Origin of the sequence: Bacteroides bouchesdurhonensis (assembly GCF_900155865.1) — a bacterium.
GTDB lineage: Bacteria > Bacteroidota > Bacteroidia > Bacteroidales > Bacteroidaceae > Bacteroides > Bacteroides bouchesdurhonensis.
The window spans coordinates 2,795,072-2,808,140 of sequence record NZ_LT707006.1 but is presented as its reverse complement, the minus strand read 5'-3'; the positions used below and the strand labels follow the sequence as shown (position 1 = coordinate 2,808,140).

The following is a 13,069-nucleotide window of genomic DNA, read 5'->3' as shown; positions in this document are numbered from 1 at the left end:
AATCAGATTTTCTTTCACAATAGCCTTAACAAAACAAGAAAACTTATAGCACCTAAAAGCGTTAATAATTGGATAACGACTTCTTTTTTTCAGTTTTTTTTGCGAAAAAACAACAGAATAACAATGTGCTATTCAAAAATTACATTACTTTTGTAAACGACAAACTCACAAATTACTAACTATGCAAACGTCAAAAGTATATTATACAAATCTTAGAACTACTCCTACGTCCAATCTTTTGGATAAAATGGAACGTCTGGTAAAGAAAGCAGGTATCAATACCTTACCTCTGAAAGACAGTTTTGTCGCTATCAAAATACACTTTGGAGAACCAGGAAACCTAGCATATATCCGTCCCAATTATGCTGCAAGAATGGCTAATTTACTTCGAAGCTCTGGTGCTAAACCATTCCTGACAGATTGTAATACACTCTATTCCGGTCGCCGCGCCAATGCTGTAGATCATTTGCAAAGCGCAATGGAAAATGGTTTCAATCCAATTTCTGCTCAATGTCAGGTTATTATTGGTGATGGTCTGAAAGGAACTGACTGCAAAGAAATAGCATTAGATGGTGAATATTGCAAAGCACCAAAGATAGGAACTGCCATTGCCGATGCAGACATTATCATCAGTATGAATCATTTCAAAGGGCACGAGCAGGCAGGTTTTGGTGGAGCATTGAAAAATCTAGGTATGGGATGTGCCAGCGTTGCCGGTAAGTTGGAACTTCATAGTGCCTCTCAACCTAAAATAGATATGGAAAGCTGCAAAGGATGCAACATCTGCGTAAAACATTGTGCCCACGATGCCGTACATTTAAATGCTCAGCGGAAAGCAGAAATTGACTACAACAAATGTATCGGTTGCGGTCAATGTGTAGCACTTTGCCAGTATGACGGAGCTATTATGGGTGATGAAGATACTTCCGAACGGTTAAACTACAAAATCGCAGAATACTCATTAGCAGTGGTTAAAGACAAACCTCATTTCCATGTCAGTTTTATCATGAACGTATCACCCGAATGTGATTGTTGGAATCATAACGATGCAGCTATTATTCCGGATTTAGGAATACTTGCTTCGCTCGACCCGGTAGCATTGGATAAAGCTTGTGCCGATATGGTAATCAAAGCCCCTATCCTACACAGTGGCAACCGATTGTCCGAAAAACATGACCATGATGATCTCTGTGGACGCGATAAGTTTCATTTGATGCACCCAAATACCAATTGGCTTGCCGGACTGGAACATGCCGAGAAGATCGGATTAGGAACAATGAATTACGAAATTATACAAGTCTGATTAAACCTTTTCCATCAAGAAAGGTCCAATTCTTAAGATATTATAATCTAAACATTAAAGTTATTAATGAAAATGGAAACATCTGCCAAACTCTATTCGCTGAATTACAGCAACGTGAAAACATACCTGTTCGTTTTATTATTTGTAGCAGGTAACATCGCTCTACCACAATTATGTCATCTCGTACCTTTTGGTGGTCCGACTTTATTGCCCATCTATTTTTTCACGTTAATTGCTTCGTATAAATATGGTTTTCGGGTAGGATTGCTAACGGCTATTCTCTCACCTGTCATCAATCATTTGCTATTTGCAATGCCTGCAGCCGCAGTTTTACCAGCAATATTAATAAAATCAACTTTACTTGCAGGAGCTGCTGCAATTGCTGCACGAACTGTAAAGTCAGTCTCCCTGTTAGCTATTCTCGGAGTTGTACTCTCTTATCAAATCATAGGGACAGCATTCGAATGGATACTTGTAAGAGATTTCTATGCAGCAGCACAGGATTTCCGCATGGGTATACCGGGAATGCTTATTCAATGGTTCGGCGGCTATGCCTTGCTGAAAGCAATAGCTAAACTTTAAAACTAAACAAAGATGGATAGAAGAGACTTTTTTAAAGCAGTAGCAATTACTGGTGCTGCTTTTACTATACAACGGTCTGAGGCAATGGAAGTTCTTACTCAGACAATCAATGCACCTAAAGGAGGTAAACCGGACCTGGTAGCTGTTATGGGTGGAGAACCGGAAGAAATGTTTCGACGTGCTATTAAAGAATTAGGTGGCATGAAACAATTCATAAAGCCCGGTCAAAAGGTAGTTGTTAAACCCAATATTGGTTGGGATAAAGTTCCTGAGTTAGCGGGAAACACCAACCCTAAATTAGTGGCTGAAATCATCAAACAATGTTTTGCTGCCGGAGCAAAAGAAGTAACTGTATTCGATCACACTTGTGACGATTGGCAGAAATGCTACAAAAATAGTGGTATTGAAGCTGTAGTAAAAAGTGCCGGTGCAAAAATAATGCCAGCTCATCTGGAATCTTATTATAAACAGATAGACTTGCCGAACGGTGTAAATATGAAAAAGGCAAAAGTACACGAGGCTATCGTAAACTGTGATGCATGGATTAATGTGCCTATCCTTAAAAACCATGGAGGAGCTAATCTGACGATTTCTATGAAGAACCATATGGGCATTGTATGGGATCGCGGATTCTTCCATCAACATGATTTGCAACAATGTATTGCAGATATTTGCACCATGGAAAAGAAAGCAGTTCTCAATGTCGTCGATGCCTATCGTATCATGAAAACAAATGGTCCACGTGGACGTTCCGAATCAGATGTAGTGTTGGCAAAAGGGCTGTTCATTTCTCCGGATATTGTAGCAGTAGATACTGCTGCTGCCAAATTCTTCAATCAAGTACGGGATATGCCTTTGGATACAGTAGGACATCTCTCTAAAGGAGAAGCACTGAAAGTAGGAACAATGGATATCGACAAACTGAATGTGAAGCGAATTAAGATGTAAAACACAATGTTAAGAAAGATACGTATAGGAATATCAGTTATATTATTTGCACTGATAACTTTTTATTTTCTCGATTTTGCAGAGCTATTACCTAATAGTTTTCACAGGTTAGCACACATACAATTTGTTCCTGCCCTGCTTTCGCTCAGTGTAGGTATACTTATCATATTGATAGTGCTTAGTCTATTATTCGGTCGTATTTACTGCTCTACCATTTGTCCGATGGGAATTTTGCAAGATATTATTGCAAGGATTTCAAAATCAACCGGAAAAAAGAAAAAAAGATATAGTTACAGTGCAGCTAAAAACATATTACGCTGGGGTATACTGGGCGTAGTTATCATTACTTTTTTATGCAAACTCCCTCTATTACTGGGTTTGCTTGATCCATACAGTGCTTTCGGACGGATTATCACCAATGTATTCAAACCTGTATACATATTAGGCAACAACCTGCTGGAATCTATCTTCTCTAAGTTTGATAATTATACGTTCTATCGGGTAGATGCGTCTATTCTTAGTCTTTCATCTTTTGTCATTGCGATCGTTACATTAGGAATCATCATTGTACTTGCTTGGAAGCATGGACGTACATGGTGTAATACAATTTGTCCTGTAGGAACTGTGTTGGGATTCTTGAGCCGATTTTCACTGTTTAAAATCCGGATCGATACCAACAAATGCAATGGTTGCGGACTTTGTGCGACTAAATGTAAAGCAGCTTGTATTGATAGTAAAGAACACTTTATCGACCATAGTCGTTGCGTAGATTGTTTCGATTGTTTGGACGCTTGTAAACAGAAAGCTTTAATATATAGCCCTTCTTTAAATTTAAAGCAACAACAGAAGACTCCTAAGAAAAAGCAGCAAACTTCAGTAGAAAAGGAAACATCGGCTGTAGATATGTCCAAACGCCGTTTCCTGACAGCAGGCATAATGGCTGGAACTACTCCTAAGATTCTGACTAAAGCCAAAGCTTCTGTTGCTACTATGGGAGGTCAGAAGCCATACACAAAGAGAAATCCGATTACCCCTCCGGGATCAGTTAGCAGAGAAGAATTTCAACAGAAATGTACATCATGTCATCTTTGTGTGAGTAAATGCCCATCTCATGTATTGAAACCATCTTTCTCCGAATATGGACTTTCAGGCATGATGCAACCTACCGTAAGCTTCGATAAAGGCTTTTGTAATTTTGACTGTACGGTTTGTGGCGAAGTTTGTCCCAATGGTGCTATTCGTCCGCTAACTGTAGAACAAAAGCATCTCAATCAAATGGGATATGTCGTTTTTGTTGAGGAGAATTGTATTGTTTATACTGAAGGGACAAGTTGTGGAGCATGCTCCGAACACTGCCCTACACAGGCTATTTCTATGGTACCTTTCAGAAATGGATTAACGCTCCCCAAAATTAATAAAGAAATATGTGTAGGCTGCGGCGGATGTGAATATGTATGTCCATCCCGCCCATTCCGCGCAGTATATATTGAAGGAAATTCCATTCAGAAAGAAGCGAAACCCTTCAAAGAGACAGAAGAACAAAATGTAAAAGTAGACGATTTCGGATTCTAAATTGTAATACAAAGACGAATAATCGTTCCCGGAATTGGGAACTATTCAAAAAACTATTTGTTATATTCCTTCTACTATCAATAATTTCACTAAATTCGTACCGAATAAAAGAAAGGAAATAACTCATGGAGGTAATTACCAACAATTGGAATAACCGTAAATATCAAATAGGATACGCTTTAAGCGGAGGATTTATCAAAGGATTTGCACATCTGGGAGTAATGCAGGCATTGTTAGAGCATGATATCAAACCTGATATCATCTCTGGCGTTAGTGCCGGTGCACTTGCAGGAGTCTTCTATGCTGATGGCAATGAACCACACAAAGTACTTGATTACTTTTCCGGACATAAATTTCAGGATTTGACAAAGCTCGTAATTCCCAAAAAAGGATTATTCGATTTATGCGAATTCATAGACTTTCTCCGAACCAATCTGAAAGCTAAGAATTTGGAAGAGCTCCAAATCCCACTTATAATCACAGCTACTGACCTCGATCATGGACGTATGGTTCACTTCCATCGCGGTTCCATTGCCGAACGGGTTGCAGCTTCCTGCTGTATGCCTGTTATGTTTGCCCCTGTCAATATTGAAGGAACAAACTATGTAGACGGTGGATTAATGATGAATCTCCCGGTTTCCACCATCCGCAGGATTTGCGACAAAGTAGTGGCAATCAATGTAAGCCCTATCATGGCAGAAGATTATAAAATGAATATTGTAAGTATTGCTATGCGTTCTTTTCATTTTATGTTTCGTGCCAACACTTTTCCCGAAAGAGAGAAATGCGATCTGTTAGTTGAACCATACAATCTATATGGCTATAGCAATACGGAATTGGAAAAAGCGGAAGAGATCTTCGGACAAGGTTACCAGACTGCTAATGATATAATAAAGCAACTGCTGGAAAAGAAAGGAAAAACTTGGAAATAAAAATCTACTCTATATGAATGACGATAAGAAAATAATCATTTACCAGGTGTTTACCCGCCTGTTTGGGAACAATAACAACCATTGTATATATAATGGAGATATTACCACTAACGGATGTGGTAAAATGGCAGACTTTACTCTCAAAGCTTTAAATGAAATTAAAAAGTTAGGAACCACCCACATTTGGTATACAGGAATTATCGAACATGCCACACAGACTGATTACCGAAGATATAATATACGTCCTGACCATCCGGCAATTGTAAAAGGAAAAGCCGGTTCGCCCTATGCAATCAAAGATTATTATGACGTAGATCCAGATCTGGCAAATGATGTACCGGAACGAATGAGAGAGTTTGAGAATCTAGTACACCGTACTCATCGGGCAGGTTTGAAAGTGATCATTGATTTTGTTCCTAACCACGTTGCCCGCCAATATCATTCTGACGCACAACCAGACGGAACGACAGAACTTGGAGCAAATGATGATCCAAACTACTCTTTTAGTCCTTACAACAATTTCTACTATATTCCACAAGCCGAACTTCGTGGACAATTTGATATGAAAGGAAGTGCGGCTGAGCCTTATCGGGAATTTCCTGCTAAAGCTACAGGTAATAACCGTTTCGATGCAACCCCCAATATCAACGATTGGTACGAAACAGTCAAGCTAAACTACGGAGTAGATTATCAGAACGGCGGAACTTGCCACTTCTCCCCGACTCCGGATACTTGGATTAAGATGTTGGATATCCTTTTATTCTGGGCTTCGAAGAATATTGACGGGTTCCGTTGTGACATGGCGGAAATGGTTCCTGTAGAATTCTGGGAATGGGCAATACCTCAGGTTAAAGAAGCATATCCTGATGTTCTTTTTATTGCAGAAATCTATAATCCGAATGAGTACAGAAATTATCTGTTCCGTGGAAAGTTTGATTATCTATACGATAAAGTCGGTTTATACGACACGCTTCGCAATGTAGCTTGTGGATATACATCCGCATCGGCTATCACACACTGCTGGCAAAGTCTAAACGGGATTGAAAAGAAAATGCTGAACTTCCTGGAAAATCATGATGAACAGCGTATTGCTTCTGATTTCTTTGCTAGTGATCCACGCAAAGGTATTCCAGCTCTAGTTGTTTCAGCTTGTATGAGTACCAATCCCATGATGATTTATTTTGGTCAGGAGTTTGGAGAAATGGGGATGGATAGTGAAGGATTCAGCGGAAGAGATGGCAGAACAACGATTTTCGACTACTGGAGTGTAGATACTATTCGTCGTTGGCGTAATGGTGGAAAGTTTGATGGCAAAATGTTGTCTGAAGAGCATAAGAGGTTATACAATGTCTACCAGAAAGTATTGACGTTGTGCAACGAAGAACGGGCCATTGCACATGGCGTTTTTTTCGACCTTATGTATGCTAACCAAAATGGATGGCGCTTCAACGAACATAAGCAATATACTTTCATGAGAAAATTCAAAAATGAATTATTGTTTATCATTGTCAATTTTGATAGTCAGTTGGTAGATGTTGCGATTAATGTGCCTTCACACGCATTCGACTTTTTGCAAATTCCTCAAATGGACACTTATCAGGCAATAGATTTATTGACAGGTGCAAAAGAAGAAATTTGTATGTTACCTTATAAGGCTACAGAAGTTTCCGTAGGAGGATATAATGCAAAAATATTAAAGATCACATTTTAAGTTAGCTGGGTAAAAGTTTTATTGAAGTTATATAGGAATCGTCAAGAAGATTAAAGTCTTTTAAAACCGAATAAAGTATACTTAATTTAAAAGAAATAAGCGGTCGTTTATACAAAACAGACCGCTTATTTCTTTTAAAAACGACCGTTCAGTAAGATTAAATGAAGCAATTTAAACAACTGTACTACTAATAAATAGACAGTAATATGACGATGGCAAAAACTATCATTACCAACATAATTCTAGATATACCCTTAATTATACTTCCATGACAAAACAAAAATTCTTGGAAGCTGTTTAGTTAGATAAAATAATCTCCTAAACCAATAGCTTATGAAGAAATTTAGTCTATTGACAATTATGTTGCTCTTGTCTGTATCTATCTTTGCCATTGCACCTCCTTCAAATGTACAGGCAGCTTTTAAAAAGATGTACCCAAAAGCAAACGGTGTAGCTTGGTCACAAGATTCCGGTTACTATTGTGCCAACTTTGTTATGAACGGATTCACCAAAAGCGTCTGGTTCAATGCTCAAGCTCAATGGGAAATGACACAAACTGATCTTGTAAGTCTCGATCAACTATCTCCAACAGTTTACAATTCCTTTGTAGCAGGTCCTTATGCCAGTTGGGTAGTAGATGATGTTACAATGGTAGAATTTCCTAAATGGCAAGCCATTATCGTGATAAAAGTAGGGCAAGACAATGTAGATATCAAATATCAACTTTTTTATACTCCCAATGGAATGATGTTACGAAAACGTAATGTAACATATATGTACGATATACTAGGTCCCAGCACATTCTTATAAACAAGTAAATTCTTATAAAAAGAAAGCCCTTGCAACCTCAATCATTATTGCAAGGGCTAATTCTCTATATCAAAAATCGATTTTATTCTATATACTAATGCTTATTTCTTTTTCCTTAAAACAACAGCAGAACGTGCAGGTATATAAAGTTTTAACCATTCTTTCTTTTCCTTTTTATATAAAGGATCTGTTATCGTAAAATGAACAACAGAATCATCAGCAAAACCATTTCCACCAAATGCAGTATTATCTGTATTCAGAATCACTTCATAAGCTCCCGGAGTCACCAAGAAACCATAGTCTGCAAATGACTGCTTTGGATTAAAGTTGAAAACAAAAATAAGATCCTTTCGCGCATAAGCCAATATCTGATCTTTATCGTTGTGCCAAACTTCCTGAACCGGGGTTGCCTGGAAATCTTTCACACTCTTAATCACTTTCAACATCTCTGTGTCAAAGTCACCCAAGTAATGATATGCCAAATTCTTATTATCCACCAAATCCCATTGACGGCGAGCATATTTACAAGACCATCCATTACCTTCACGTGGGAAATCAATCCATTCAGGATGACCGAATTCATTACCCATAAAGTTCAGATAACCACCATTGATAGTCGAAGCCGTCAGCAGTCGAATCATTTTATGTAAAGCAATACCTCTATTGACTATATAATTCTCATCTCCTTTCTGCATATGCCAATACATATCAGCATCAATCAGACGGAAAATAATTGTCTTATCCCCTACCAATGCCTGGTCATGACTTTCTGCATACGAAATAGTCTTTTCATCTTGACGGCGATTTGTCACTTCCCAGAACATACTTGACGGCTTCCAATCTTCATCAATCTTTTCTTTGATTGTTTTAATCCAGTAATCCGGAATATTCATTGCCATACGATAATCAAAGCCATAACCTCCGTCTTTCACCTTTGCAGCAAGTCCCGGCATACCGGATACTTCCTCAGCTATCGTTATTGCTTTGGGATTTACCTGATGAATCAATTCGTTAGCTAATGAAAGATAACAAACAGCATTATCATCTTGATGACCATTGAAATAGTCTCCATAGTTGCAGAAAGCTTCTCCCAAACCATGGCTATAATATAACATAGAAGTTACACCGTCAAAACGGAATCCGTCAAATTTATATTCATCCAACCAATATTTACAATTAGAAAGCAGGAAATGAATTACTTCATTCTTTCCATAATCAAAACACAGTGAATCCCATGCCGGATGTTCTCTACGATTACCCGGATAGAAATATTGATTTGGATCACCGGCAAAGTTACCCAGTCCTTCTACTTCATTTTTCACCGCATGAGAATGGACAATATCCATAATCACTGCAATTCCCATTTGATGGGCTTCGTCAATTAATGCTTTTAACTCGTCAGGAGTTCCAAAACGGGAAGAAGCTGCAAAGAAACTAGACACATGATAACCAAAACTTCCATAATAAGGATGTTCTTGGATAGCCATAATCTGGATACAGTTATATCCTTCTTGTGCAATACGAGGAAGAATTTTTTCGCGAAACTCATTGTACGTACCTACTCTTTCCTCCTTTTGTGCCATTCCAATATGGCATTCATATATCAACAGTGGATTAGTACTAGGCTTGAATGTCTTTTTCTTAAAATTATAAGGATTTTCGGGAGCCCATACTTGTGCACTAAATATTTTAGTATTCTCATCCTGAACCACACGTGTAGCCCATGCCGGAATACGTTCTCCTTGTCCACCCTCCCAATAAACATTCAACTTATACAAATCACCATGTTTTATCGCATCTGCAGGAAGATTAATCTCCCAATTACCGTTTTTCAGCTTTTTCAGTTTATAAGCCGCCTTTTCCTCCCAATTATTGAATGTACCTACCATATAAATATGTGTAGCATTGGGTGCCCATTCACGAAATGTCCATCCATTCGGTGTACGGTGCAAACCGAAATAGAGATAACCTGATGCAAAATCCGAGAGAGTCTGTTTACCTTTATTGGTCAATTCGGCTTCCTTGTTTAATACATGCTGGTGACGACCAACAATAGCATCGGCATACGGTTCCAACCAGGGATCGTTTTTGATAAGATTCAGAGTCTTTTCCATATCAGAATTGAATTAAGATTAAGCTTTTACTTTTACGATTACTTTTTTCACTCCTTCCGGACTAATTCCGGGAGCATGTCCATCTTGTGGGAAAAAGATAGTAAACATTCCGGGCTTCACAGCAAGATAAATATCGGCTAACCCTTCAAAAAAAGTAATATCTTTTTCCGCATTGTAAGGAGCATTTGCAGGAATACAGTCTTCAGCAGCAGTATAACCCATTACCTCTGTTCCAGACAGTGGTATTTGAATATCAATATACTCTCTATGTGTCTCTAACTTTACTTCATCTTTTGTCTTAGGCTGTGTCTGTGCTATATTCACAAACAGATCTTTTCCTTTCAACTCCGTCTTGCCGACCTCCATAGCCTGTAAGTCATGAGATCTTAAAAACTCTATAGCTTCCGCAAACAAAGGATTCAAGGTGGTATATTTCTCAAGATTATCCAAAGTATCTATAACCATAAAAGCTTAATTTTAAAGTTTATATTTTAGGTATTATTCAAAATCGTCAATCGTATAATTTATAAAATCAGAGAAGCGTTTGAATTGCTGGAACACTTTCCCTATTTGTTCCATCATATCAGGCTGAGAAAAAAAGTTATCAGGAACATTATATGCACAAGTATATTGCCTGCATTTTAAATAATCAATATACTTGAAATCTCTCGGAAAACCCTTAGGAGCTGTTTTCATGAAATCCTCTCCCACTACAGAAAAATATTGTTTGAATTTCGGATCTTCTACTATTGATATGTATTCTTCTACGTTATCGTAAATAGATTGTCTGACAGCTTTCATCACATTAGGAGGCAAACACAGACTACCTCCGGCAAGCATACAACCATCTGGTTGAAGATGTACATAATAACCACAATGATTGGATTTTTTCCCTTTGGCATTGATATATCCGCCAAAATGTATCTTATATGGTGTCTTGTCCGCAGAAAAACGGGTATCCCGGTAAATACGATACGTACAGTCTTTAGGTTGAACTCCCCGGATAGACTCATCAAACAAGGAAATACGGGCAATCACTGCTGCCAGAAAATTTTCAAACTCAATACGCGCTGTTTCATATTCTGCGCGATGTTCGTTAAACCACTCTCGATTATTGTTCGCAGAAAGATTATTTAAAAATTGAAAAATAACGGGTATATTCATCTTCATTATTTTCTATTATTATCCTACAAACGTACAAATTTTATTTCATATAAACTACAAAACACTACAAAAGGACATAAAAAAAGCATCGGCTATATATAAACCGATGCTCTAACACATTTATCATAAAAACAGACTCTTCTGTTTCTGACGTACTTAAGCTTTCACAAGTTGCGTACAATCTCTTTTTAATTAATCTTATATCTAATACTATGAAAAACACATAAATATAACAGTTTAAAGAGAGTATTTGTTCAGCAATTCTTCGAATAAATCCGTTAATTATAGTTTATAAAATCAAACACTTTTCATTAACAGCAAATTTTATCTGCTCCCAATCAATCATCGCATTAAACAGCATGATGTACGAATAATCATTTATTTGAGACAAAGATATATCCTTCTCTACGATCAAATGCTTTTCTAAGAGCTTTGCTCTCTTAGTTCCATTCAGTAAAGGATGAGCCGGAGTAAACCATGTATTTCCATCGTATAAAGCAATGTTAGCAATGGATGTATCCGTCAGAAATCCATTCTTTATTACCAATACATCATCTGCTGCCCCTCGTTGTGAAAACAAAGCGTTCAATCTTTCCCGATCTACTTTCTTATAGGTATAATCAATCGTATTATCAACCATCAAGCGCAAAGAAGATACCTTCCTGACTTGATAAGAAGTGTATGTTATCTCTTCGATCCGCTTTCCATATACAATCCGGCATTTTTGAACACCAAGGATGTTTGGTGGGTAAATAAATTCCTTCAAATCAATGAAAGCTATATCTTTCCAAAAAACAGCACGAGTCCGGTTTAAACGTTCCGTATGATACTCTAAATTACAGATTTGTCCGTTCTCTATCCGAATAGTTTCAATAAATAGGCACATATATTTTTTGTTTCATTTCATTATACTCGCTTTCCACATTACTTTGACAAGTAATGCCACCTCCACTTTTAAAATACATTTTCCCGTTTTCTTGTTCCACAAAACGTATCATAACAGCACTATCTAGGTCGCTACCGTCAAAATATCCCATCACACCAGTATAGAAACCTCTATCATAGTTTTCTGCTTCTTCGATAATCTGCATCGTCTTTTTCTTAGGTGCTCCTGTGATAGAACCTGCTGGCAAGAGTTTAAAAATAATATCTCCTAATGCAGACTGATAGTTTTTGGGTAATATTCCCCGAATCTCAGAACTTGTCTGAAGAATAGTGCCTCTATTGGTTTGCAACTTATCAATATAGCGATATCTTGATACTGATACTCGGTCTGCCACCATACTCAAATCATTGCGAATCAAATCTACAATAGTTGCATGTTCTGCAGCCTCTTTAGAATCGTTCATCAATATTTGAGCAGCACATGGTAAAGAGGCATCTATTGTTCCTTTCATCGGATAAGAGCTAATTTTTCCTTTGCATATTCTGACAAATATTTCAGGAGAGAAAACGGTAAACCTATCTTTTATCCACAATTTGTACATAGCTTTTGAATGGAAAAAAAGATCTCTTATATTAAGATTGGTTTCTATCGGAGTACAACACGTCAAATTGGCAAGAAAGCTATTTCCTACAAATATATTTTGCTGAACAATCTGAAACGAACGTTTATAAACATCAAAGGCTTCAGGAAAAGATTGCCAGTGAACAGGTGTATTAAAAAAAACATTTTGTTCCGAAAAAGCTGAAACACTATTTTCCTTCCACAGCGGCAGGTTAGTAAATCCATTCAAATTATATAATATCTCATTAGAATCAACAGACGAAACCTCCTCAACATAAGATGTATCTTGTGCATAATTAATAATAAATATAAAAGGGCTAGAATTTCGTCCCAAACGATTCATTCGCTCGATTGCTTGATCTTTAGTATATAATCGCATACATTTCTTACTTTGAAGGAGCAAATGTATATAAAAACTATAGGACT

At 37.5% G+C, this 13,069-nt stretch carries 12 protein-coding genes; 7 read left to right on the top strand and 5 right to left on the bottom strand.

Annotated features, from left to right (window positions below; all coding sequences use genetic code 11):
* The first annotated feature begins 181 nt into the window (after positions 1-181).
* The 7 genes from CZ225_RS11755 to CZ225_RS11725 all read left to right on the top strand — a co-directional run bounded on the left by CZ225_RS11755 (position 182) and on the right by CZ225_RS11725 (position 7,858).
* The gene (locus CZ225_RS11755) at positions 182-1,303 is read left to right on the top strand and encodes a DUF362 domain-containing protein (protein WP_077154190.1); all 1,122 of its coding nucleotides are present in this window, start codon (positions 182-184) and stop codon (positions 1,301-1,303) included.
* A 72-nt stretch (positions 1,304-1,375) separates the two neighbouring features.
* Positions 1,376-1,885 carry an ECF transporter S component gene (locus tag CZ225_RS11750; RefSeq protein WP_077155800.1) on the top strand — a complete coding sequence of 170 codons (510 nt, stop codon included), beginning with the start codon at positions 1,376-1,378 and terminating at the stop codon, positions 1,883-1,885.
* Positions 1,886-1,897: 12 nt separating this feature from the next.
* Complete coding sequence (locus CZ225_RS11745; protein WP_077154189.1) at positions 1,898-2,833, top strand: DUF362 domain-containing protein; 936 nt, start codon at positions 1,898-1,900, stop codon at positions 2,831-2,833.
* 6 nt (positions 2,834-2,839) lie between these two features.
* Entirely contained in the window at positions 2,840-4,405 is a 1,566-nt protein-coding gene (locus tag CZ225_RS11740) for a 4Fe-4S dicluster domain-containing protein (protein ID WP_077154188.1), read from the top strand.
* A gap of 125 nt (positions 4,406-4,530) precedes the next feature.
* Entirely contained in the window at positions 4,531-5,337 is an 807-nt protein-coding gene (locus CZ225_RS11735; protein WP_077154187.1) for a patatin-like phospholipase family protein, read from the top strand.
* A gap of 13 nt (positions 5,338-5,350) precedes the next feature.
* Complete coding sequence (locus tag CZ225_RS11730) at positions 5,351-7,048, top strand: alpha-amylase family protein (protein ID WP_077154186.1); 1,698 nt, start codon at positions 5,351-5,353, stop codon at positions 7,046-7,048.
* A 333-nt stretch (positions 7,049-7,381) separates the two neighbouring features.
* Complete coding sequence (locus CZ225_RS11725; protein ID WP_077154185.1) at positions 7,382-7,858, top strand: PepSY-like domain-containing protein; 477 nt, start codon at positions 7,382-7,384, stop codon at positions 7,856-7,858.
* A 101-nt stretch (positions 7,859-7,959) separates the two neighbouring features.
* Here the strand turns inward: CZ225_RS11725 and CZ225_RS11720 are convergent, their stop codons facing one another.
* The 5 genes from CZ225_RS11720 to CZ225_RS11700 form a co-directional block, all read right to left on the bottom strand.
* The gene (locus CZ225_RS11720; protein ID WP_077154184.1) at positions 7,960-9,972 is read right to left on the bottom strand and encodes an alpha amylase C-terminal domain-containing protein; all 2,013 of its coding nucleotides are present in this window, start codon (positions 9,970-9,972) and stop codon (positions 7,960-7,962) included.
* An 18-nt stretch (positions 9,973-9,990) separates the two neighbouring features.
* The gene (locus tag CZ225_RS11715; protein WP_077154183.1) at positions 9,991-10,437 is read right to left on the bottom strand and encodes a NanQ anomerase/TabA/YiaL family protein; all 447 of its coding nucleotides are present in this window, start codon (positions 10,435-10,437) and stop codon (positions 9,991-9,993) included.
* Positions 10,438-10,470: 33 nt separating this feature from the next.
* Positions 10,471-11,136, bottom strand: coding sequence for a DUF2461 domain-containing protein (locus CZ225_RS11710; protein WP_187367594.1), 666 nt, complete (start codon positions 11,134-11,136; stop codon positions 10,471-10,473).
* 289 nt (positions 11,137-11,425) lie between these two features.
* Entirely contained in the window at positions 11,426-12,022 is a 597-nt protein-coding gene (locus CZ225_RS11705) for an aminotransferase class IV family protein (RefSeq protein WP_077154181.1), read from the bottom strand.
* Positions 12,006-13,022 (bottom strand): aminodeoxychorismate synthase component I, encoded by a 1,017-nt coding sequence (locus CZ225_RS11700; RefSeq protein WP_077154180.1) that lies wholly within the window; start codon positions 13,020-13,022, stop codon positions 12,006-12,008. Before CZ225_RS11700 ends, CZ225_RS11705 begins: the two co-directional genes overlap by 17 nt.
* Between the last annotated feature and the right edge of the window lie 47 nt (positions 13,023-13,069).